The sequence below is a fragment of the Granulicella sp. WH15 genome, from assembly GCF_009914315.1.
Classification (GTDB): Bacteria; Acidobacteriota; Terriglobia; order Terriglobales; family Acidobacteriaceae; genus Edaphobacter.
This window is the reverse complement of sequence record NZ_CP042596.1, coordinates 4,262,126-4,285,997: the sequence shown is the minus strand read 5'-3', so window position 1 is coordinate 4,285,997 and position 23,872 is coordinate 4,262,126. Positions and strand designations below refer to the sequence as shown.

The 23,872-nt window shown below is 55.4% G+C and carries 17 protein-coding genes and 1 pseudogene; 6 read left to right on the top strand and 12 right to left on the bottom strand.

The annotated features are described in order from the left end of the window. The first annotated feature begins 78 nt into the window (after positions 1–78). From FTO74_RS17745 to ribB, 3 genes and pseudogenes are all read left to right on the top strand, one after another. Positions 79–1,077 (top strand): hypothetical protein, encoded by a 999-nt coding sequence (locus FTO74_RS17745; RefSeq protein ID WP_255462367.1) that lies wholly within the window; start codon positions 79–81, stop codon positions 1,075–1,077. Further along, positions 1,074–1,388, top strand: coding sequence for a cytochrome c (locus tag FTO74_RS17740; protein WP_255462366.1), 315 nt, complete (start codon positions 1,074–1,076; stop codon positions 1,386–1,388). Before FTO74_RS17745 ends, FTO74_RS17740 begins: the two co-directional genes overlap by 4 nt. Positions 1,389–1,434: 46 nt before the next feature. Continuing rightward, positions 1,435–2,049, top strand: a pseudogene (gene ribB / locus FTO74_RS17735) (3,4-dihydroxy-2-butanone-4-phosphate synthase); the annotation flags it as partial. Between the two features lie 147 nt (positions 2,050–2,196). On the opposite strand, the gene FTO74_RS17730 reads toward ribB, so the two are convergent. After that, positions 2,197–3,135 carry a phytanoyl-CoA dioxygenase family protein gene (locus tag FTO74_RS17730; protein ID WP_162539337.1) on the bottom strand — a complete coding sequence of 313 codons (939 nt, stop codon included), beginning with the start codon at positions 3,133–3,135 and terminating at the stop codon, positions 2,197–2,199. Positions 3,136–3,407: 272 nt separating this feature from the next. Here FTO74_RS17730 and FTO74_RS17725 point away from each other — a divergent pair, with 272 nt between their 5' ends. After that, positions 3,408–4,424 (top strand): aldolase, encoded by a 1,017-nt coding sequence (locus FTO74_RS17725; protein ID WP_162539336.1) that lies wholly within the window; start codon positions 3,408–3,410, stop codon positions 4,422–4,424. A gap of 6 nt (positions 4,425–4,430) precedes the next feature. Here the strand turns inward: FTO74_RS17725 and FTO74_RS17720 are convergent, their stop codons facing one another. The 11 genes from FTO74_RS17720 to poxB all read right to left on the bottom strand — a co-directional run bounded on the left by FTO74_RS17720 (position 4,431) and on the right by poxB (position 18,507). After that, the gene (locus FTO74_RS17720; RefSeq protein WP_255462365.1) at positions 4,431–6,542 is read right to left on the bottom strand and encodes a glycosyltransferase 87 family protein; all 2,112 of its coding nucleotides are present in this window, start codon (positions 6,540–6,542) and stop codon (positions 4,431–4,433) included. A 71-nt stretch (positions 6,543–6,613) separates the two neighbouring features. Further along, entirely contained in the window at positions 6,614–7,864 is a 1,251-nt protein-coding gene (locus FTO74_RS17715; protein ID WP_255462364.1) for a nucleotide disphospho-sugar-binding domain-containing protein, read from the bottom strand. Next, positions 7,861–9,120, bottom strand: a complete 1,260-nt coding sequence (locus tag FTO74_RS17710; RefSeq protein WP_162539334.1) for an amidohydrolase family protein — start codon at positions 9,118–9,120, stop codon at positions 7,861–7,863. Before FTO74_RS17710 ends, FTO74_RS17715 begins: the two co-directional genes overlap by 4 nt. Beyond that, positions 9,113–9,937, bottom strand: coding sequence for a class I SAM-dependent methyltransferase (locus FTO74_RS17705; protein WP_255462363.1), 825 nt, complete (start codon positions 9,935–9,937; stop codon positions 9,113–9,115). Before FTO74_RS17705 ends, FTO74_RS17710 begins: the two co-directional genes overlap by 8 nt. Positions 9,938–10,063: 126 nt before the next feature. Continuing rightward, positions 10,064–11,557 carry a radical SAM protein gene (locus FTO74_RS17700; RefSeq protein ID WP_162539332.1) on the bottom strand — a complete coding sequence of 498 codons (1,494 nt, stop codon included), beginning with the start codon at positions 11,555–11,557 and terminating at the stop codon, positions 10,064–10,066. A gap of 125 nt (positions 11,558–11,682) precedes the next feature. Continuing rightward, the gene (gene ribA, locus FTO74_RS17695) at positions 11,683–12,303 is read right to left on the bottom strand and encodes a GTP cyclohydrolase II (RefSeq protein ID WP_162539976.1); all 621 of its coding nucleotides are present in this window, start codon (positions 12,301–12,303) and stop codon (positions 11,683–11,685) included. A 25-nt stretch (positions 12,304–12,328) separates the two neighbouring features. Continuing rightward, entirely contained in the window at positions 12,329–13,141 is an 813-nt protein-coding gene (locus FTO74_RS17690; RefSeq protein ID WP_162539331.1) for a class I SAM-dependent methyltransferase, read from the bottom strand. After that, complete coding sequence (locus FTO74_RS17685) at positions 13,138–14,457, bottom strand: nucleotidyltransferase family protein (protein WP_255462362.1); 1,320 nt, start codon at positions 14,455–14,457, stop codon at positions 13,138–13,140. Before FTO74_RS17685 ends, FTO74_RS17690 begins: the two co-directional genes overlap by 4 nt. Positions 14,458–14,657: 200 nt before the next feature. Beyond that, positions 14,658–14,981 (bottom strand): lyase family protein, encoded by a 324-nt coding sequence (locus tag FTO74_RS17680; RefSeq protein ID WP_255462361.1) that lies wholly within the window; start codon positions 14,979–14,981, stop codon positions 14,658–14,660. Between the two features lie 52 nt (positions 14,982–15,033). Further along, positions 15,034–16,752: an NAD-dependent malic enzyme gene (locus FTO74_RS17675; RefSeq protein WP_162539330.1), complete on the bottom strand. Its 1,719-nt coding sequence runs from the start codon at positions 16,750–16,752 to the stop codon at positions 15,034–15,036. A 30-nt stretch (positions 16,753–16,782) separates the two neighbouring features. Continuing rightward, positions 16,783–18,507, bottom strand: a complete 1,725-nt coding sequence (gene poxB / locus FTO74_RS17670) for a ubiquinone-dependent pyruvate dehydrogenase (protein WP_162539329.1) — start codon at positions 18,505–18,507, stop codon at positions 16,783–16,785. 544 nt (positions 18,508–19,051) lie between these two features. On the opposite strand from poxB, the gene FTO74_RS17665 reads away from it, so the two are divergent. Together FTO74_RS17665 and FTO74_RS17660 are read left to right on the top strand one after the other, a co-directional pair. Continuing rightward, entirely contained in the window at positions 19,052–19,912 is an 861-nt protein-coding gene (locus tag FTO74_RS17665; RefSeq protein WP_162539328.1) for an IclR family transcriptional regulator, read from the top strand. Positions 19,913–20,326: 414 nt separating this feature from the next. Then, positions 20,327–23,842, top strand: coding sequence for a carboxypeptidase regulatory-like domain-containing protein (locus FTO74_RS17660; protein ID WP_345933652.1), 3,516 nt, complete (start codon positions 20,327–20,329; stop codon positions 23,840–23,842). Positions 23,843–23,872: the final 30 nt, after the last annotated feature.

Below are 23,872 nucleotides of genomic sequence, written 5' to 3'. Positions count from 1 at the left end.
CGATAGTTTGCAGGTATGCCGCGTTTATTTTCGCATCTCACTCTCACTGAAGTGGCACGGTCAACGAGGCGTGTTGCCTTGGTTCTGGCCATGCTTTGCGCCGTGCGGTATGGAGCCGCACAAGATACCCCATTGCTGTCCGGTGGTGTGGGGTTTCTCACTAGAACCAATGGAGGCAGCACATCTTATACGCCCATCATTGAGCCGCTGCTGGCTGCGCCAATCGGAAATCATTTTCTTGTGGAGTCTCGAGCCGCGTTGACCGAGTCCTTTGCGCCTAATGGTGGCGGTCAACCTGGGTACGATCATAGCCATTTCATCGGGTTGACTTATCTGCAGGGAGACTATCTTGCGACCCGGCACCTCACGATTGTGGGCGGCAGCTTCATCACGCCCTTCGGTACTTATAACGAGCGGCTCTCCCCTCTCTGGATTGGGAATCTGCAAGATGGCCCATTGATCGCAAGCCTGGGTGCAATGGGAACTGGCACTGGAGTTGGTGGAGAGCTGCGTGGCTCTGCTATCTCACGTCATAAATACTCGATCGATTACGTTGGCTACTTTTCCGCACGCAGCGGGAATGAGCAGTTCAATTCGGAACGCTCCACTGGCGGCCGCGCGAGCCTCTATCTGCCGGATAGCCGGTTGGAGGTAGGTGTGTCGTACGGGCGATTGCTGCAAGGGACACAAGAGAACTTCTACGGCACGCATGTATGGTGGGAGCCGAAGAATACTGCACTCCGGATTCGCTCGGAGTTTGCGCGTGGCCATCATGCGCAGGGCTACTGGATCGAAGCAGACTATCGGACGCAGGCTTTTGGAGGGCTGGATAGCTGGATCGGCCGTATCGAGCCGGTGTTCCGTATTCAGCAGACGTTTCGTCGAGATACCGTTGTCAGCGATGGCCTGCCGCTCGTAAATACTCAGCGTGCGGACTTTGGGCTGGACTACAACCTGCCGCATAACACGCGAATTCTTACCAGCTACTCACGGCAGTTTTCTTCCACCGGTAATAACAACATCTGGGAGACGGGGATCGTTTATCGCTTCCTATTTCCAGCCTGGAAAGGAAAATGAAGATGAGCTCGAAATATATTTCTCGATTTGCACTCGCAGTTGGTGCGTTTCTACTGATCTTTGTTGCTGCGGCACAGGCGCAGACAGCGCCGACGCAGCAGGCAGCTCAGAAGCGCGTTGCTCAGCCGCAGAAATCTGAGCAGGTTCACAGCGAGGGCGAACGCATCTTTGCTCAGAACTGCTCTCGTTGTCATACGGCACCGGATGGATTTTCGCCGCGCATCTCGGGCACGGTGGTGCGTCATATGCGCGTGCGGGCGCAACTGAGTCAGCATGATGAGGAAGAGTTGCTGCGCTTCTTCAACCCGTAGCGCTGAATGTGTGGAATGTAAATGAAATGCATGGGATGGAATGAGTATGCTGATGCCATTTGTCACTGTTCCGGAGGCGCTTGAGTGCTTTGCCCTTGGACGCATGATTGTTGTGGTGGACGATGAAGACCGCGAAAATGAAGGCGATCTCACGCTTGCCGCGGAGTTCGTAACGCCCGAGGCCATCAACTTTATGGCGAGGTTTGGCCGTGGGCTTATCTGCCTGACGCTGACGGAAGAACGTGCCGATCATCTGCGGCTCAATCCTATGGCCCAGGTGAATACCTCTCGCTTTGGTACTGCGTTTACGGAGAGCATTGAGGCCAGGGAGGGCGTGACGACGGGCATCTCCGCGCATGATCGCGCCCATACCATTCGTGTCGCCATCAATCCGGATTCGACCACGCAGGACCTCGCGCGGCCTGGTCATGTGTTTCCCTTGCGGGCGCGCAATGGCGGCGTGCTGGTGCGTGCGGGACAGACGGAGGCCTCGGTGGATCTGGCCAGGTTGGCGGGGCTTAGGCCCGCGGGGGTTATCTGCGAGATCATGAAGGATGACGGCACAATGGCGCGTGTGCCGGATCTCGTTGATTTTTGCTGTGAACACGGTCTGAAGATGCTTACCGTTGCGGAGCTTATCCGCTATCGGCTCCAGAATGAATGCGACGAGCCTTGCTTCTGATCTGCGGCCTTGCACCTGATAGTCGGCTGGTGCAAGGCTGAGGTTTATAGCGTAAGCATCGACGAAAGAGCTCCGTAATCTGAACGGTTGCATTCAGATTACGGAGCTCTTTTAGTTCATCGGTAGCTAGATAAGCTGGCTGACCATGCGTGCATACTTCGCGCGAGCCGATGGGGATTCAGCTGTCTGGGACAGATGCTCCAGCTCTGCCTTGGAGGGCTTGAAGGTTAGCGGAATACTCCTCCAGTAAAACTTCAGCTCATCCGACTGCCAGTTGGCGTAGGTCTTCTCCCAGGACTTTCCGGACTCACCGGCGAAGACCAGATTGGATGGATTGAGGACGCGACGAGCATCTTGGAATCTGCAATCGAGCGAGATGCGCATCTGCTCGGTAAGGTTCGGAGATGCCGCGTGAACGGTCAGGCTGTGGAAGATCAGGACATCACCGGCGTTGATGCGACCCCCAACCCATGCCTCGCCTGCGGCCTCTTCTATCGGGATCTCCGGGACGTGGAGATTCTCTCGCTGGTGCGGCTGAACACCGAAGCGATGGGAGCCTTCGAGTATCCGTAAGGGGCCTGCGTTGACAGGGCAATCGTGCAGGGGTATCCACACGGTGAAGAACTCGGGGTCTCCTCCCATGAACTCGTAGTCCTGGTGGGCATGAACGACGAGATGCTCGCAGTTGGGGAAGATCAGGCGGCCGATTGGCTTGGGGTGAACCAGCACCTGATCGCCGACGAGCATCTTCATCACGTTGTGCAACGTGGATTGATGGGGCAGAGCATGGAAGGATTCGAGGTTGAACACCTCTTGGTAGACACGCTTGAACACTGGGTCCGGATCGCCGCAGGCCGCGCCCATCCTGGCAATTCTCTCTCTAGGGTCGCTGTCTGCTGCCAGCCAGTTCGCGGTGGATAGAAGCTGTGTTACATCATCCAGCACGGAGTGGACAGCGTCCTGGGGCAGGAGGCCGCGGATCAGTACATAGCCCTTGGAGGCGATCTCATCCTGCAGAACCTCTGCTGTGAGATCGGCTGCCTTGAGTTCGTGAAAAGCTTTCATTCGGTTCACCTCTGCCGAGCCACCGATTGGTGGTGGCGCTGAGTTCACCATAGCTAAGGGGTACACGCGTGGGTGTCTCCGGATCATCTGCTCTTTGTCAATTGATTGTCACGTCGCGATGGACGAAAGAGGCAGACGTAGGGCGGTGACAATCTTCTTACTTCGAGATGACAATTACTTCTCTGCTGGTTCATTAAGCTCGGGGTAGCGTCTGCTCCCATCGCGTTTCAGTATGGCGGCGCGCGAATGAACGAGCAGAGGAGAGAAGCGATATGGACAGCGAGCTTATCGATCAGGTAGCCCCGGAAGAGGTGGTAGAGAAAGCACTCGGAAGGTCGCAGGACGCGCTGCTGTGCGATATGGATCTGCCTTTGCGTGAAACGTTTTATCCGCTTGGCTTTGCTATCGAGATTCTGACCAATCATCGCGATGTGCTTGAAGCAGCGAACGAGAGTTTTGGGCACATCAAGGAGTGTCGTGCCGTTACAGGTTTGCAGATACGCATTGGAATCAGCGAAGGGACTAGTCTTGCAACTCCCCCTGAGCCAACTCGTCGAGAGTATAACCATCTGTACTCCCTGGTTGCGGATGTACAGAATCAGGCGATGCTGGATTTTAAGACTTGCACTGGCTTTGCGTGGTTGACCAGGGCTGCGTCGATGAACAGGCTCTACCTTCGTTACAACTTTATAGAGAAGATGGTCTACCTGCTGTTGGGTGCGTCAGTCGTTACCGATCTTCATGCGGCCTGTGTTGGCAAGGACGGAAGAGGACTCTTGCTCTGTGGTGACTCGGGTGCGGGAAAGTCAACGTTGGCTTATGCCTGTGCGCGTGCTGGATGGACCTATACGTCGGATGACACTAGTTATCTCATCAACCAGTCGGATGCTCCGCGAGTGGTGGGGCACTCGCATCGAGTACGCTTTCGTCCGGCGGCGAAGGAGTTGTTTCCAGAGCTGCTTAGTCATGAGGTAACGCCGCGTATGGAGGGGAAACCTTCCATTGAGGTTCCGGTATCTGAGTTGCCCGTTCTTCGCACGGCAAGCGATGCCAGGGTGTGTGCGATTATTTATCTCGTGCGTCGTCCGTCTGCACTGGGAAGGCTTGTGTCCTTGCCCGAGGGTACGGCCGCAAGGCGTATGCGCAGAGAGCTTTATTCAGCGGGTGAGATTCGTGCCCAGCATGAGAAGATCCTGGGGATATTCGATCGAGTTCCGACGTATGAGCTTGAATACTGTGACTCGGAGCAAGCGATTGAGCAGCTCGATCTTCTGGTTAGTGGCCTATAAACTTTTTTATGGAATGACTCTTCGCCGCGCCACGGCTGTGAACCATATGCTGCGGCCGCAATCGGTGGAATAGAGCAGGGTGTGTGAGTCGCTCTCCCATGAAGGTTGAATCTGGTTGCAGGGAACGTCGGCGATCCTGTGGGTTGCGCCGCTTGCCCGATCACGAAGCCAGAGGTTCCAGACACCGCGATCAAGATGACTGTAGGCCATCCATCGCCGGTCGGGAGAGAGTGACGGATAGCGAGAGGCCTCGAGTGTGATCGGGGAGTTATTGTGAGTCGCATCCGTTATGTATATCTGGGGCTGATGGCCCGCTTCGGTGGCGGAGAATGCGTACTCACTCTCAGAGAGGAACGAGTCTTCGTAGATATTTAGCTGAAGAGGAGTCAGTGCAACATCAGGTGCGGTGTTGGATTGAAATGCTCTGCGGAGCATAAGTCGTCCGCGGCCATGATCGTCGCGTATGAATGAGAGATCGTGGCCATCGGATGAGAGTGCCGGTTCTCGCGCATCCTCGATCACGAGGTGTGTAGTGTCTTGCAGGTCTATGAGCTGTGAGCGGGGGCTTGATGCCTGCTCCACAAAAGTGTGTCCGGGGTCGCGGGTGAAGGAAAGATTGTCGTACGGAGCGTCGGCAGCGGGATTGACTCGAACTCCATTCTGGACATGGGTGACTAGCTGGTATCCCGTGAAGGTAAATGAACTGTAACTGATTTCATTACGAATTAACTGTGGAGTTGAATTGAGAAATCCCTGTGTTTGCAGGGGTAAACGGTAGGCGTACTCCTGCCGCATGGCTCGTTCGATGTGAAGTGTTGAGCTTGCGCTGAGGATTACGGATGTGGCCATGACTATTGGCCAGGCGTAACGACTCCAGTCACGGGTGGAACTTGTTTGCGTAGTGTCGCGCCACAAGAGGGCGTAAGTCCCGCAGAGTACTGCCATCATTAGGGGAAGTCGCGGAACGTACAAAAGGACTGAGAGGCCCAATGGTCTGTTGGGCACGGGGAATGGAAAGCCGATGCCAAGGTAGGCAGCGATCAGGGCTGCGAGCCACAGATGGTATCCGCGTTGGAGCAGCGTCGCCGCCAGCACGCATACAGGAAAGAGCATGAGAACGAAGTTGTAAGAGGCCGGAATGGTGGAGATGGCGAGAGCAGCCGTCAATAGCGCCGACCATTCCAGCAGGATGCGGTGTTTGCTGTGATCTTTTCTGCGAATGAGCAGGATGGCTGGCGCTAGTGCCAGCATCTGCAGCGCGGGCGCAAGCAGTGAATAGCAAAGGACGGATGCGTGCCAGGGATGCGGGTTCCACTGGGGTTCGGAGAGGAAGAGGCAATGCAGGACACCGGAGATGGAGGCGGCGGCCGTATAGGTGCCGAGCCCCTCTCCGCGCATGACCCAGGGTAGAATCTCCTGGAGCCAGGTACGGTGTGCGTTCAGGCCGAAGATGGCGATGGAGATGGCAACTGCGGAGAGGCCTGTAAGTGCGCCTGATGCGAGCGCACGCCAGTCTCTGCGCTGTAGAAAAAATACGAACAGGAGAAGCGGAAAGACCTTACAGGCCGCGGCAATCGCCACCAGCGCACCGGCAAGAGCGCGATGTCCACGCAAATAGCTGAAGCAAGCTGCGGTGAGCAGCAACAAGAGAATCACGTAGAACTGGCCGTATAACAGATTTCGATGCAGTGGGAAGCTGAGGAACATGGCCAAGGCAATGCGTTGAGCGCTGAGACCTGTGAGCGAGCGCAGCATCCAGCCGATGGGGATGAGGAAGGCCAGGTTCAGCAGTATCCAGATGTGTTTGGCGTGTAGAGGGGTGAAGCCTGTGAGTGGCCAGACGGCGAGAGTCGAGAACGGTGTAATGGGTAGCAAGCCGATGACGCGGATGTCGATGGCTCGATGATCCTTCTCGCGCTCGATCCAGGGCCATTCGTACATGCGCGAAGTATCGTAGCCCTCATGCGCGAGATGAGCCGCCAGATAGTAGTTGGGGAAGTCGGTGTTGAGCGTACGCCAGGCGCGCGGCAGTGTGTGGATGCAGAGAAATGACACGGTCAGGAGAAGAAGCGCGCGCTCCAGCCAACTGACGACACGATGATGTTGCGGAGTAGTCACGCACCAGCGTAGCTTCGCGCTGTGGGTGCAGTTGTCATTTGCTTGTCATCCTTCTGTTAGACGAACGTCATTCAAGTGTTGTTGGAGCTATGTCTCGCCAGGGCAGCTTCGATGATATCCGAGGCACGCTTGAGGCCGTGTATGGACTGCATCTGCGCCTGGATTTTTTTTGCTGCATCGCGATAGCTTGCGTCGCTCTGTAGTCTTACCAGTGCGGCGCGTATCTGTTGCGAGGAGCGGTTGGGGATGGAGAGGACTTCGGCTGCGTTTAATCGCGCCAGGCGAGTGGCGACGGCAGGTTGATCGAGAACCATGGGTAGAGCGAGCATGGGCTTGCCCTGCATGAGTGTCTCGAGAACGGTGTTCGGGCCGGCATGAGTGATTACAATCTCCGCTCGCTTGAGAAGTTCAAGCTGTGGAGCATCTTTCACGACCAGAGGATCTCCGGGGAGGTCTACGAAGAGCGCCGGGTCTCGCCGACCACCCAGTGTGATGACCAGTTGCACATCCAAGTCGCTACATGCTTCGGCGATTCGATGAAAGATGGCAGGATCGTTCTTGCGTGTTGTTCCCAGCGATGCGTAGATGATGGGGCGACCATCGAGGCGATCCCAGGGAAATGGAATGGATGGTCGAGTGTTTTCGTCCACGAATGGTGCGGTGTAGAAAAAGTTTACGGGAAGTGTGGCACGGGGGAGATCGAGGCACTGGGGAACTTGCGTGATGTGGGCGAGTGAAGGAAAGGCCTTATAAGCTTTGCGAATTGGTCCCAGGCCGACGCGGCTTCTGTACTGGTCAAGCCTGCGGCGGACGGGGCCTTTCATGCGCAGCACAGAGACCTCCAGAGCATACTTTTGCAGGCGGTCGAGCCATGATCCTGTAGGTGCGATGAATGAAGGTGCGTTCCATCCGAAGTTGTGCGGGATGGAGGTGGAGACGATGAAGTAGGGGAGGCGAAGCATCTCGGCCAGGGTGGGGCCGGCCAGAGAGATTTCGCCGATAAGGAGCGTATCTACGCCGGAGCCTTGAATGGCTGCGGGAAGCTCTTGCAGAAAGAACTCCATGTCTTCGGCGATGCGGTTTACACCATTGCGCATCGCTGCAATGCGCGAGGATGGCTTGAGCTTTGAGTGGCTCGAGTGGGACTCATGCACTCTAATGGCAGAGAACTCCAGGCCATGACGAAGTATCTTCTGCTCGAACTCCGGGCTTTGAAAGAATGTGACTCGGTGCCCGCGCGCTACCAGCTGTCGTGACAAGGCTATGAGTGGGTTTAGATGGCCGGTGCCTTTGTAAGAGAGGACGCCGAAGTGGGCTTTCATGCAGCATCACCGCAATGTGGCGGAGAGCAGAGCTGGCGGCCTCCGAGGCGTACTTGTCCTGGTCCGAGAATCTCTTCTGCTCTTTGTAGTAGCTCATTTACGGGAGCGCGCAGCCACCGGAGTGTTCCATCGATGGATAACGGGTTCAGGCCATCTCTTGACTGGGAAGGAAGCCGCTTCCAGATTGCCTCTGAGGCAAGTTGTACGCGCCCTGCAACTATCACGAGCTCTATGTCCGTGATGGAAAGTGTCCGCAACCTGTCCGCAGCGTGTTGTCCCGTATCTTGAATCGCGATCAGGTCGGCTGCGCCGGATGCACAGATCTCGCCTTCGTCGTTGCTCAAACGCAGTATCTTTGCGGGAGCTTCTGTCACCATGTGATAAGCGGTTCTGGGGGCGATGCCGCAAGAGACGATAGCAAATCGAATCTCGTCCAGGAGGTCGCCTGTGGCTGTCAGGGGGGAATCGTTGCCGAGAGCGATGTTTTCCAGAGTGCCGAGGACGTCCATGTCGGGGAGCTTGTCGAAGAGAAACTTGTTGGACGAAGGACAGACGATCAATGAAGCTCGTTGCGCCTGCAATAAGGAGAAGCCCGCGCTGTCAATGGCAAGACCGTGTACGAGCACGGTATTCTCATTCAAAAGATTGAGGCGATCAAGTTCGAATAGCTCTTCCCGCATCTGCTCGTCAAGGCCTTCACACGCGTGGATGATAAAGGCGCTGTCTGCGGGCGTGGCGGAGTAGGCTGCGTGAAGATCGCCGCCCAAAGCCAGAGAATGTCCCCAGCCGTATTTCTGAATCACCTTTGTCGGAAAGTCTTCCCTTTGCAGCTCTGGCCAAAGCGTGTCGTGGTGGCACACGGTTGTGACTCCGCAGAGAAGGTTTCGTATGCCGCCCCACCACAGACGTACATCCCTGGGGATGGATCGGTACTTTGCAAACAGATCAGGAAACCGGGCGTGTATGTCTTCGCCCCAGTCTATGTAATTGCGGTACGGTGGGTTCGCCAGTCTCGGATGCAGGGCGAATTGCAGGTGATCGTGTGCATTGACCAAGCCAGGCATTACCAAAAAGCCACTGAGATTGATCTCTGTGTATTCGCCTGTCGAAGGTGATAATGCTCTATCGTGCAGTATGTGCATGATGCGGCCATGAGCAATCTTTATGGATGCGTATATGTTTTCCTGTGGGCCGATAGCGCAGCGTGCGCCATGAATGAGCGTGGCTCCGTTGCACGAGGAAATGGAACTACGCATCTTTCCTCGCGACGTAAATACGAAAGCGGGATGGCTCACGACGGTGGCGCAGCTTGGAGATCCACGGTCGCATGGCCCACTTGAGGCCGTACCAGGGAGAGTGCACTGTCCATTGGATTGAGAGCTTCTTTGCAAGAGTTTGCAGGCGCTCGTCGGTCAGGAACTCGAGGCTGGTTACTGAATTGGATGCGGTGCCAAAGCGTTGACGAAAGGCGGCGTGGCGTTCGGCAACCATCAGGCTTCCGCTCTCTTCGCGTGAGTACCAGGGCGTGTCGCTGATGATTGCCAGGCCACCGGGTTTGAGGCAGCGCAGAGACTCACGCAGAGTGGCCTCATAATCTTCAGAGTAGTGGAAGGACGCGTTGAAGATGATCGCGTCGAACTGTCCGGCCTGGAAAGGGAGATGTGTAGCTTCGGCCTGGAAGCGTGGAATTGGATTGGGAAGATGCTTGTCGAAGTGAGCAGCGGCACCCAGGCCGTCGTCTTCGTTGGTGAGCAGGTCCACGGCTATGGGGCTGTAGCCAAGGAGCGCCAGACGAAAGCTCATCCAGCAGTTACCGGCACCGAGATCCAGAATCGATCCGCGATGATGCAAGGGCTTTAACACGCGCCGGATCAGGTAATCGTAGCTCTTCGAGCGGATCTTCCATTGGCTATTGTTTCTTCCACTGCTGTCTTTGTACGGCAGCGATAGGTAGAACTCCTCGCTCTGGCTTCCTCGCCCCTCTTCTGCTCGGATATGTTCATAATCGGCGATAAATCTGGCATAGTAAGCAGCTCGTGCGGGTGGCAGGGCGTGCACGATGCCATTGCGCATCTCCATGTGGACTGAACATTGCGAACACCGCAGCCCCTGCATCTTGCTTCTGCAACGAGGGCATTGGAGGTGAACTCCGAGATGATCCTCGGATATGGTTCTGGCAGTAAAAGAGAGCGCCTGCATCTATGCTTTCCTGAGCGGAAGCAGTTGTTCCACGGGCACGATGACCGGTGGGGCAAAGGCTTCTATGGTTTCGGGAAAGGTGAATGCATCTGCATCGCGGCTCACTGGTTCTAGCTGCTCGACCTTTCGCCATAAGTCGGCGACTCGGGTGGCTGTATGTTGGGAGGGCTCAGGCTCCTGCCATGAATCGACCTCTGCATGAAGCGCTTCGCGCACCGCACGATAAAAGTCAGTCGTATAGGCGGCGCTGAACATGATGCACAGATCGTCGCTGTCGGTCCAGTTACGCTTTGTGCCAAGCTGAGCCTGCACGCGCTCATAAAAAAGCGTGCCTGGCAGGGGGTATGAGAAGGAGATCCCGATGTCATCTGGGCGCATCTTGCGAACGAAGGAGATCGTCTGCTGAAGCTCGGTCCAGGTCTCGCCCGGATAGCCGAACTGGAGAAAGAAACATGCGCGAATGCCCGCGTCTTTCAGGCGATTGCGAGCAGCGATGATTGTGTCGAGGGTGATGCCTTTGTCCATCGCGTCGAGTATCTTCTGCGCGCCGGATTCAACGCCCATCCACACCTCTGCGCATCCGGCCTCCTTGAGATGTAGGACTGTCTCTTCCCCCATTAGGTCGGCGCGAGACTGTACCTTGAAGGGGATAGACGCATTCCGCTTGGTTACCTCTGCCGCGAACTCGCTGACCCAGTGATGATTGAGTGCGAAGACATCATCTCCGAACCAGATGTGCTGGACTCCGGCGCGTTTCAACAACTCCATCTCGTCGGCTACGGTAGAGGCTGCGCGAAGATGGAAGCGATTGCCTGATATCGGTTTTGCGCACCAGTTGCAGCGGAATGGGCAGCCGCGGCTGGCTACCATGTTCGTCGAGAAGTACCCATGAGCACTCAGCCATGCTGCACGGTAGGGGGCCAGATCGATCAGGTCGCGGGCGGGAAGTGAAAGGTCAGACCACGCCGGGTTTTTCGCCAGATGCTGTTGACTTCTGACAGTCTGCATGTGTTCGTCGAGCCTTACGAGGCCATCTAACTTTGGTAGCTCCGTGTTGTTGATGATTGAGTGGCATAGCTCGACTAGAACTTCCTCTGCTTCGCCGCAGAGCACGTAATCAAAGCCATTGGCGAGGAACAGATCGGGATTGTCGGTGGAGTCGGAACCGTGAACCAGGACGATAGCGCCGATCTCTCGAGCTGCCTGTGCGATCTCCCAGGCCACCTCTCTCATGCGCGTGAGGCACATCTTGGAGAGGAAGTTGAAATCGTCCTCGTAGACGGCCACGATCTGCGGCTGATGCTGTTGCAGCATGGCCTTGAACTTCTCTGCTGGAGTTTCAAGCATCGCATCGAAGACCGCTACGGAGAAACCACGATCGCGCAGTGCTGTTGCCGCATAGAGCGTGCCGATCGGTACATAGGGCTGCATTTTACGCAGCTGTTTGGCGTCGTACGGAAGATGATACGAGTGCGTCAATAAGATATCAGCCACGGTCCACCTCGGTGATTGCGCGGCTGCCCTGCGAGCGTGCATGTCGTGAGACTGGATGCGATGGGGAGCTCCGCTTCATGTAGTCAGCGTAGCTTTGTGTAGCGTGGCCACTTGTCTCAAGAATGTCAGATCAATGTCATCGTTTTGGAACCCGTGAGATGACCGAGCTGATCACGCTTGACCGCGAGATAGTGAGCCGAGTAGGGGCTGCCGGGTACGTCGGCGCTCAGGCGCTCGACGATCTCGATTCCCGCGGCAAGCACGGCGTCGATCTTCTCGGGGTTGTTGGTCATCAGGCGCAGTGCGGGAATCTTAAGGTGCTGCAGAATGGCCACGGCAAGGCGGTAATCACGCAAGTCCACTGCATGCCCCAACTGGAGATTGGCTTCGATGGTGTCGAGTCCCTGGTCCTGTAGGGCGTAGGCGCGCAGCTTCTCCATAAGGCCGATTCCGCGTCCTTCCTGATGTTCGTAGAGAAGGACGCCGGTGCCTTCTTCTGCGATGGTGCGCAAGGCGAGGTGAAGCTGATCGTGGCAATCGCAGCGCAGAGAATGGAACACGTCGCCGGTGGCGCATTGAGAGTGGATGCGAACCAGGGGAGGGGAGCTGTGAATGTCGCCAAGCACGAGGGCCAGGGCGCTTTCGCGTTTGACGGTATCTCCTTCGAGAAGACCTTCGAAGCCTAATAGCCGGAAGTTAGCCCAGTGTGTTGGAAGAGCGATTTCAGCGATTTTTTTTAGCGTAATCAATGTGGGTGTTCTCGAGGATTGCTTATTGTTCTGTGCGGCGAAGCTGATACAGCACGTGGTCGCCCAGCATCGCCATGGGGTGGGCGAGAGCGCGGTCACATGCCTCCATGGTGGCGAGCAGTCGCGGGTGGTTTGAGATCCAGGGCTCTGCTGCACTGGGCGGCACGGCGATGCCGATACCAATTCGTTTTTCGAGTACAAACCATGGAGCGAAGGAACGTTCGATCTCTGGACGTCGATGGTAGACGACGTTGAACTCACGCTTGGCTAGGCGCGCCGGTACGATACCTCGCTTGGAGCGACGCAGTGCCAGATGAGGCCGACCGCGTAGGGTTTCAACTATCATCTCGCCGGGGCAGCATGTGCCGAAGAGCACCAGCATGGCGGCGGCCCCAGGTTTGAGCAGGCGGGCCAGGCCGCGCGCTACCGGGGCAAGATCGACGACACAGTTGAGTGGAGCGAAGTTGGAATAGGCTCCGTCGAACAAAGGATGACCCGCTGCGAGATAACGGTCGGCGAACTCTTCCATCTCTTCTCCTGCGGCTATCTCTGCCGTGGAACCGAGTGGGGTTAGCTTGGCTGCTGAGAGTTGCACCATCGTCGGCGAAGGGTCTGTAAGGTGCACCTTGAAGCCATGTTCGGCAAGGAAGGTCGCATCTTCGCCTGTGCCGCCGCCGAGTTCCAGCACTCGGCCTTCGGATGGAAACTGCTGCAGCAGGGCTGCGCGTACTGCGCGGCGCTGTGCCGCCACACTGGACCAGGCTCCGAACCGCGAGTCGAAGGCTGGAGCGATCGCATCAAAGGCAAGAGCTGCGGGACGCAAGGATGAAGTCATAAGGGGAGCCGATCCAGGTGCTGCCGCCAGCGGTGTCGCTCGATGGCATAGCGCAATCCTTCCACGATGTGAAAACGCAGGCGGGCAAGAACGTGTTTAATCTGCATGCAGTATCGCGAGATGCGTGTTGAGAGTGTTTCGTTGAGTACGGCTTGTCTCACTGGTAGCGGCAGGCGAGACGGCAGGAGCAACTGGTTAAGTGGACGCTTGCCTGTGATGCCTGCGATCTCTAGTTCCTTCTGCAGAAGAAGATACAACTTGGTTCCGGGATAGCTTCCGAAGATGGTGCGTTGACCGTATAGATCGACCCAGAGGCGTATGGATGGAGGCAGCGTCGCAACGGTCCAGGAGGTAAGTTCCGCGGGAGCGAAGTCGCCCATGACAGAGGTAATCAGGTAAGTTACTATCCCGATTCCCAAGGTTGTTCTTAGGTCACTCTCGGCTGCTGCGCGAAGCTCGCGCCAGAACGTGGTATCGTCGCGGCGCGCGAGTATGTGGCGGTAGAACTCAAGCAAGTGTGCGGAGCGGGAGAAGGCGCTGCATACATCTTTGAAAGCATGAAGTCCTTGGGCCAGGAAGAGGTCGACGGGTGAAAAGACCGGCATGGTGATGCCGCAGATCTCTCGGTGCACGATGCGGTGCAGGCGCGAAGACTCAGAGGTCTTGGCTTCCAGATGCAGTTCTACAGCGAGGCTGGGGAGATCCTTGTAGAAATCCTTCATCGAGACGTATGGTGCTGCGTTGGTTTTGAACTCCCAGCTTTTACCGCTGACTGCGTATAGGCGATAACCACGGCGCTCAAGGATCTGTTGAGCTTCGGGTGCGTGCCGTTCGGCGATAAGGTAATCGAGATCGAACTGATGGCGCAGCTCTGGACTAGGCACCGACACTGGGCTTAGTGATACGCCCTTCATTACGGCATACGAAAGGCCAGCCTTTTGAAACTCAAGCTGAAGCGCAACAGACTCGTCGATCATGCCGCGTGTTCGCTGGGTATTGTCGTCCATGTTTTGTTGCAGACGCTGGAGTACGGATGGAGGCAACGCACTGTGCAGCCCCAGTTCCGCGAGCCGATCGAGTAGGTAGAGCGCAAGGCCGCTGATATCGAGCCAATGAAGTAGACTACGCCATTGACTGCTGGTGAGGTGGAGCAGCAGCTCGACCTGATAAGGGACCGGCTCGGCGAAGCTCAGCAAAACAGCCTTGTGGATTTGCTGTTCTCGGCTCAGGCGATGAAGTGTGCTGGCTGCATCGTCTCGCAATGCCCAGGCAGGGGAGTGTACCTGTTGCGAAAGCTCTTGGCTGGAAAGGGGCAAGCAGGTGTCTCCTCATCTGTGAGGCTAGCAAGCGGTGCGGGGAGCGTTGTCATCTTGTGGTCAAGCAATTGTCACGGTTTTGTTGGTGCGGCAGATCACCCCTATACTGTCGGGCAGCGAAATGGAAACGCGAAGCGAGTTGCGTTGGCTGGCGCGATGATATGTGAGACGAGCATAGAGCGGCCAGGGGCTGTGGGTTGTCACTCTTTTGTCAGTGAACGGTCGAACCATCCTGAGTGTGCTCTAGTAAGGCCCGACCATCTTGGTTGGATCGACTGGATGATGAGTGGCTTGTAGACGTTCATCTCCAGGTAGCCGCCCGCGCCACCGAAGCCTGTGGCCACGTAGTTGTCCATGACCTGCACCGCGATCATCGTGAGGGCTTTGGCTTGGTTTACCTTGCCCGGCATGATGGAGGAGCCGGGTTCGTTCTCGGGAGTCAGCAGTTCGGCAAAGCCCGCACGTGGGCCGCGGGAGAGGAGGCGGATATCGTTGGCGATCTTGTAGAGAGAGACCGCCAGCATGCGTATCTCACTTTTGAGACATGGGGCACATGAGGTTGAGGCTATAGGCGATTTACTTGCATGGCTCGATATTCTTCCGTTGGTAAGGAACGTAGACAGGCTCCCAGGTGTTGGCTTGAAGCTCGCGGTTCAGAGCATCCTCGTTGGCGATCTGTGCTTGTCCATCGCGAATGGCCTGCCTGCCTACGGCCTGGCCGATCAGGTGACCGAGGCTGCGGGCCTCTGAAAGCGGCGGGAGGAGGCGCGCTTGCTTATCCGTCTGCGTGGGTAGGTGGCGGATCAACTCTTCGGCTGCCGCTTTAATCATTGCATCGGTTACGCGTTTGGCCTTTGAGGCAAGGATGCCGAGCGCGAGACCGGGGAAGATGTACGAGTTGTTCGTCTGGGTGACGGGGACTTTTTTGCCCGCGACGTTCACTGGCTCGGAGGGGCTGCCGGTACCGATGAGAGCACGGCCATCGGTCCAGTCCATCAGGTCTTGAGCGGTGGCTTCGCTGCGCGAGGTAGGGTTCGAGAGCGGAAAGATGACGGGGCGCTCGGCGTAGGTCGCCATCTCTCGGACTGCCTGTTCGGTGAAGGCGCCGGGTTGGCCGGATACACCAATGAGTACTGTGGGCTTTGCGTTGCGCACTACGTCGAGCAGCGCGATCTCGCCGTTCGGCTGCCGCCAGCTCTCGACCTCCTGCTCTTTGCGCGCGTAGGGCATCTGCTCGGGGCGCACGTCCTGGCCCGCCTCGGTAACGAGGCCGTAGCGGTCGATGGCATAGAAGCGGCTGCGCGCCTGTTCGGCGGTGAGCCCCTTGTCCTGCATGAACTGCGCCAGCATATTGGTGATGCCCAGACCCGCGCTGCCGAAGCCAACGATCGCAATCTTCTGCTGCTCAAGCGGCACTCCGGTTACGTTGATCGCAGAGATGAGGGTGGCGGCGGCCACAGCAGCGGTGCCCTGGATGTCGTCGTTGAAGGTGCAGAGCTGATCGCGATAGCGGGCGAGGAATCGGGCAGCATTCGCACCGGCAAAGTCCTCCCATTGCAGGAGAACGTGCGGCCAGCGCTTCTTTACGCTCTTGACGAAGAGGTCGACAAAGTCGTCGTACTCCTGGCCGCGAATGCGGGGATTTCGCCATCCGATATAAAGAGGATTCTTCAGGCGGTCCTGGTTGTCGGTGCCTACGTCGAGCAGGATGGGAAGGCAGTGCTCGGGATGAATGCCGCCGAGCGCGGTGTAGAGAGCCATCTTGCCGATGGGAATACCCATGCCGCCCGCGCCCTGATCGCCCAGTCCGAGGATGCGCTCGCCATCGCTGACGACAATGCACTTTACGTCGTCGTAGATGGCGTGGCTCAGAATCTGATCGATACGATTCCGATTGGGATAGCTGAGAAATAGTCCGCGTGGCTTACGCCATATCTCGCTGAAGCGCTGGCAGCCCTCGCCGACGGTCGGAGTGTAGACGAGGGGCAGCATCTCTTCGATGTTGCGCACCAGCAGCGCATAGAAGAGTGTCTCGTTGGTGTCCTGCAGATCGCGGAGGAAGCTGTATTTGCTGAAGGTGGTAGGTTGCGCCCGCAGGGCCGCCATACGACGCTCAAGCTGGTCAGCGAGACTGCCCACAAGCGGAGGCAGCAGGCCGTGCAGGTCGAATACATCGCGCTCATGATCGGAGAAGGCTGTTCCCTTGTTGAGACGGGGGGAGTTGATCAGGTCGAATCCCGAGAGGGAGACCTGAAGAACTCTTCCGGAAGCGGCCGCTTGCAAGTGCTCGTTCATCTATCACTTCTCCAAAAGCTGTTGTGTGTGTCAGCGCAGCAGGTTGGTCCGAGCGAGGTCCACTACTTCATCTCCGCGTCCGCTCAACACAGCGCGAATCATATAAAGGCTAAAGCCAAGGGCCTGTTCCATGCTAATGGTTGGCGGCATGGACAACTCCTGCCGGTTGACGAGCACCTCGACCAAAGCAGGACCGGAGTGCGCAAAAGCCGCGGCCAGAGCGGGGCGCAGCTCCTCCGGTTTCTCCACGCGGATGCCGAGGATGTCGGCGGACTCGGCCAGCTTTGCGAAGTTCGGGTTGAGCAAATTGGTCCCATAATCGACCAGTCCGGCTGCTTTCATCTCCAGCTCCACGAAGCCGAGGGAGCTATTGTTGAAGACGATGAGTTTGACGGGAAGGCTGAGCTGGCGGAGCGTGAGCAGATCGCCGAGCAGCATGGCCAGACCGCCATCGCCGGAGAGCGTGATGACCTGTCGGCCAGGATGGCTGGCCTGCGCGCCGATGGCCTGGGGCAGGGCATTGGCCATGGAGCCGTGCGTAAAGGAGCCGAGCAGCCTGCGCTTGCCGTTCATGTGCAGGTAGCGCGCAGACCAGACCGTAGGTGTGCCCACGTCGCAAGTGAAGATCGCATCCTCTGCGGCCAACTCGTCGAGCAGCTTGGCGACGTACTGTGGATGGATTGGCGTGCGGCCTGGCTCCCCCACGGCAAGATCGTCAAGGCCCTTGCGTGTGTCTTTGTAGTGGCTGAGACACAGGTCGAGGTACGAGCGGTCGGTCTTGTCTTCGAGCAGGGGAGTCAGTGCCGCCAGCGTGTCCTTCACGTTGCCGATCAGTCCCAGATCGGCTGGAGTACGGCGTCCGATCTGCTCGCCGAGGCGGTCGACCTGGATAATCTTTGCGGTCTTCGGATAGAACTGCTGATAGGGGAAGTCCGTGCCCAGCATGAGAAGGACATCGCAGTTCATCATGGCGTGATAACCGGAGGAAAAGCCCAGTAGGCCAGTCAGCCCAACGTCATAGGGATTGTCGTACTCGATAAACTCCTTGCCGCGCAGCGCATGGACGATCGGTGACTTCAGCCGCTCCGCCGCTGCGATCAAGTCGTCATGAGCTCCCGCGCAGCCCGCTCCGCCAAGAATGGTCACCCTGCGCGCGCGGTTGAGGATGTCAGCCGCACGGCGAAGTTCATTGTCGGACGGGAGCAATGACGAGGCCGAGTCCTCGATCCCAAGTGAGAGCGCAGCGGCAGATGTTTCTCGCAGCGCCACGTCGCCGGGAATGACGATCACGGCAACGCCGCGCTTGGTGAGAGCTGTGCGCATGGCGATGCCCAGCACGCGTGGCATCTGCTCCGGCTGCGAGATCAACTCGCAGTAGTGGCTGCAATCTTTAAAGAGATGCTCGGGATGTGTCTCCTGAAAGTAGCCGCTGCCGATCTCGTAGCTGGGAATTTGCGCTGCAATTGCGAGCACGGGAACACGGCTACGGTGGCAGTCGAAGAGCCCGTTGATGAGGTGAAGATTGCCCGGGCCGCAACTGCCTGCGCAGACCGCAATCTCTCCCGTGAGATGAGCCTCCGCGCCGGCGGCAAACGCGGCCACCTCTTCGTGCCTTACATGCAGCCATTCAATCTGCTTGTTCTTCCGAATGACCTCAGTGAGTCCGTTCAGGGAGTCACCTACTACCCCGTAAACCCGCTTTACTCCGGCGTTCACGAGTGTCTCGATGAAGATCTCCGCTACCTTTTTTGCCATGTGTTTACTCCGCCTTTGCAAACGATGGATTAAGGAGTTACGTGGAATAGTGCTGGAAATTCGATGCTACGCCTTCGACATTATCTTAGGGCAAGTCCTCGCATGATATGGCAGAGATGACTCACTTATTCACAAGGCTGTCAGGAAGTAGTTTATGAGAGAGCGCGATTCCGAAATAGGTGTCGCAGGACATTGCTTGCGGTTGAGCCGATAGGCGATCCATTCGTCAAATGGACGCTAGCATGGAAAAAATACGGACAGCAATCGAAAAGTAAGATTTCTTGACTGTAATTCCTGGAGTCTGCTACTGTCCTGCCCGCAGAATGAAACATCTATTGCATATCTTGAAATCTTCATCGCCGAGACCTGCGAATGGGGAAAGTCATATGGCGATTGAACGCAAATGAGGATTCGATCCTGCCTTTCTTTTTGGCTATTTGTGCCAAGTGTGATTGCATCTCTCGATTTGGAGTCGCAAGCAAAGGAGGTGAGCGCAGAATAATATGCGCTGCCCCTGTCGAAAGCAATTCTGGGGAGTTGCTCTATGCGGGCAAAGTCGAAGTCGGCTCCAGTGGGAGTAATCACGAAAGTGCTAAAGATTCTGGAGTTGCTCGATCGAGCCCCTGATGGACTCCAGCTACGAGACTTGGCCAGACAGACGGGGATTAATAAAAGCACGGTACATCGGTTTGCCAGCCATCTGGAAGCAGAAGCTTATCTGTTTCGTGATGCAGGTGGAACTTACACCCTGGGACCGAAGCTGGCTCGCTTAGGGAGCGGAATCAGCTTCCAGGCAACACTTTGCAAGATTTGCCGGCCCATGCTGGAACATCTGTGGAAAGTAACTGGCGAGACAATTAACTTGGCGATTCTCGATGGCTCCGATGTCCTCTATCTGGATATTCTTGAGACACTGCACACCTTCAGGCTTGTCTCTAAGGTTGGAATGCGTCGTCCTTTTCATTGCACCTCGCTCGGAAAGGCAATCGTCGCAAATATTAAGGATGAGCAGGTAAGGGAGCAGCTCTTTGCCAATGTTCAATTTGATGAAGGCAAGACCCCGCGAAGTATCACGAGTATAGGAAGGCTGAAAAGAGACCTGGTCAATATTCGAGAGCGTGGGTTTGCGCTTGATGAAGGCGAGGCCGTAACAGGGGTGCGTTGCCTCGGCGCAGCCATCCTTGGCGCGGACGGGAAGGTTGTCGGAGGGATAAGTATATCGGGCCCGATGGTAAGAGTTACACGAGAGCTTCTGCCTTTGTTTTCTATGAAGCTACGTGAAGCTGCGCAAGAGATATCGACATGCCTGGGTTACCGACCTGCTGAAAAGAATAAAAGGCCGGATTCTTCTGCTTTCGTGTTTACACAAAAACGTGTCTCAGCCAAACGTATGGGCGTGAAGTAGAACCTGCTTTGCCAGACGAATTGTTCGAACTTGCACTTAACGATTGTGTGGACAAAAGAGCGTATTGCAAAAAGCAACTTCCTCCTCGGGTCATTCACAGATTTATTGATCCGTACTTTTCCCCACTTCGACTAGGCACAGCTCTCCTACGAGCACTTCATCGTTAGGGGTAACAAATTCCGCTGAAATTTCATTATGTGAAATTTTCATTTTGTATTTCAATCTACAAATTTATGGGACTAATGAAGTATTCGCATCAAAGTAGCTGTTTTAGCACTTAAAAGGCTTGACACGTATCGTTGATGGTGGTGTATGGTTGGACCCGCTTAGCGATAGGGCCGTCAGTTTAGACAAAGCCTGCGTAATCACAGTGACTGTCTAAGCCTTATCTGACGACGCTAGGTTGAGTGCTGGATGGGAGATCATATGCTCAGGCGTGCTCAGATATTTTTAGGTTCAGTCCTGTTGACAGTCTCACTCGCATCCGCTCAGACAAGCGGAACGATCGTAGGAAACGTGCATGACGCAATGGGAGCTCAGGTTGATGGAGCTTCTATAACCGTCACCAATATTGAAAGAAATACAAGCCAGACGGTTATTTCCGGCGAGGATGGAAACTATGTGGTTCCATTTCTTCCGCCCGGAAGTTATCGCGTTACCGTAGAAAAGCAAGGGTTTCAGCGGCAAGCTTCACCACCCACGCAGATAGACGTCGATCAACGCGCGCGCCTTGACTTCGCCCTCAAGGTCGGTTCAATCTCGGAGTCGATTGAGGTGACGAGCGCTGCACCGTTAATCCGATCAGAGACGGCCGAGCTCGGAGAAGTAATCGGACAGAAGCCAATTGAAGCTCTCCCGCTCAATGGTCGCAACTTCGCACAACTTGTCTATCTGGTTCCTGGCGTAACGACAGGACAGCAAGGAGAAAACCTCTCGGGGCAGAGCACTTATAATCCGCGTGCGGCTTCGGACTTCAATGCGCTGGGGGCCCAACAAAACTCAAGTGGATGGCTCGTTGACGGAATTATGGACAATGAGTTCACGTTTAATACAGTGATGGTGCAACCGTCAGTTGAGTCAATCTCAGAGTTTAAGGTTCTTACAGGCGTTTACTCCGCAGAGTACGGCCGCGGCAGCGGTATCGTGACGACGCAGACAAGATCGGGCACAAATCAATTTCATGGTGAGGTATTTGAATACCATCGTGACAAAGATCTGAGCGCGAGAAGCTACTTCAATCGTCCCCCTGCAATCAAGCAAAATTTTATTCGAAATCAGTTCGGGGCAGCATTGGGTGGCCCTATCTGGAAGGACAAAGCATTCTTTTTCATGGATTACTATGGTGAGACCCAGATTCAGGGAAATACCTTTGTCGACACGGTGCCAACGGCCCTGGAGAGAACCGGCAACTTCAGTGAACTCTGTGCGGGAAACGGCGGATCACTCAACGCCGATGGATTGTGTATTGATAGTGGTGGCAATCCGTCGGGAGGTCAGATCTATGACCCATACTCCACGACACTTGTAACGGTAAATGGACAGGCGACTTTTGCTCGTACCCCACTGGCAAATAACGTCATACCTCAAAAATATCTAAACGCTGTTGGTCTCACAGTCGCGAGTATCTATCCATTGCCTCAGACTGGTGGGTTGATAAACAACTATACCGATAGCATTGGAACCACTCTTAATGACAATGGCGGGAATATCCGCGTCGATTATAAGGTCGGCAGCAAGGATTCAATGTTTGGTCGTTACAGTTATGAACGATTTACTGGTTTTTCTGCAAAAGGCCAAGGTGGCTGTTGCATTAGAACACCTGCCGGACTTCAGGAGAAATACAATCTGGGGCCGTATATCTCGGGTGGTCAGAACACTGTTTTGCTTGCTGGCGGGGCAGTACTTAGCGAAACTCACGTTTTTTCGCCATCATGGGTAAATCAGTTCAGTATTGGTTACGCGCATACCAATCCACTGACACAGCAGTCGGATTATGGACTGAACGGTGCAACGGGTTTGGGAATTAATGGAATTAACTTCAACGACGCTACTTCGGGAATTCCGACACTTACCATTTCAGGGGTAGCAGGTGCTTACACGGCAATTAATGACGGACCCAATTTTTTGCCTATTCAGGCACGACAGACCAGCTATCAGATAGAAGATAGTGTTTCCTGGACCAGAGGTTCACATTCAATAAAGTTTGGTTATCGTCTCGTCGACGATCAGGCTTCTCCTTTTACCGGGATCAATACGCGTGGCACTCTTACTTTCGGTCTCAATCTGACAAATAATCCACAGACCGCATCGGGTGGAGATGGCCTTGCATCACTCGAGATGGGGTTGATGGCTAATGGAACTGCTGCCGGGGCGACCAGGGGAGTGCTGCTGAACCCCTATGTATTGACGACTTGGGAACATGCGGCATACGTCCAGGATGATTGGAAGGTAACTCCACGTCTCAGTTTGAATCTGGGAATGAGGTGGGATCTGATTACTCCATATACGGAGCAGAAGAATCGCTTGACGAACTTTGATATGGCGAGTTTGAGTCTGATCTACGCCGATACGCCTGGAGTATCCGATACGGCTAATGTTAAGACTCAGTATAGAAACTTTGGCCCACGTATTGGATTTTCCTATGACATAACAGGCAAGGGCAAGACGGTGGTTCGTGGCGGATATGCGATCTCCTATTTTCCTCAAGAGCCAACCGGGACAGGCCTTCTGGGGATTCAGAATCCATGGGCTGTTACTCAAAATTCTGCAACTTTTACCAATAACTACCCAACAAGTTCACAGTTGGCAACTTCTGAGCCACTATTGTCGCAGCCTTTTCCTGTGCCCACACCTGTGAAACCTGTTGGTACAGCGGCTTTAATCGCTGCAAATCCCAGCATTATTGGATTGGCTTATGCAAACCAAACGCCTTCCTTCCAGAGTTATACGCTCAACATCGAACAGCAGTTCTTGAATGATTACCTACTTGAAGTTGCCTATGCGGGAAGTCACTCGAATCACTTGCTTTACTGTTTTAATCCGCAAGAGGTAGAGCCTGGACCGTCGAGTATTTCATCCAATAGCCGTGTGACTATTCCTGGAATAGCGTCAATCCGCTCGATTAACTACTGCCAAAATACAAATCGCGGAAACTACAACGGTCTGAATGCAAAATTGACCAAGAGGTTGAGCGGGGGATTAAGCCTGATCGCCAGCTATAGCTACTCTAAGTCCCTTGACTATGGCGGAGCTACTAACAGTGGCGGTGCAGTAGGCAGCACGCAGACGATTACAAATATTCTAGGTGCTTACGGACCATCTGGTTATAACGTTCCTCATCGGTTTGTCGGTAGTTATGTCTGGGAGTTGCCCTTCGGCAGGGGGAGAAAATTCTTAGGTGAGAATCGCATCGCTTCTGCGATTGCAGGAGGATGGGAGTTCGATGGAATCGCCACAATTCAAAGCGGCCTACCCTTTACGTTAACAAACATGAGTAGTTGCCCAAATAACGCGACAAATTGCTGGCCGGATAGAATTCCTGGAGTATCGCTAAAGCCTGCTCATCAGGACTATGCCCACTGGTTTAATGCGGCAGCCTTCGCCGTGCCCTGCCAGGTTGCTCTCACAGCTACAAATGGGTGCCCGACGGGAGAGGCCGCATATCGATTTGGAACTGAGGGGCGGGGAGCACTCCGTGGCCCTCAAACAGTGAACTTCGATCTCTCTCTTGCTCGCACCTTCCCGATCTGGAGACAGATTAATCTAATGGCTCGGCTAGACGCGTTCAATGCGCTAAATCATCCTCCCATGAGTTTTCCCAACCAGACGATTAATTCTTCTGCCCCCGCTAATACGTCGGAGGCCATTACCTCAACCATCTTGGGAGTTGATCCTCGTGATCTTCAGATATCCGCGAAGATCAACTTCTAACTGGAAATCTAGACTTACTCTACACAACAG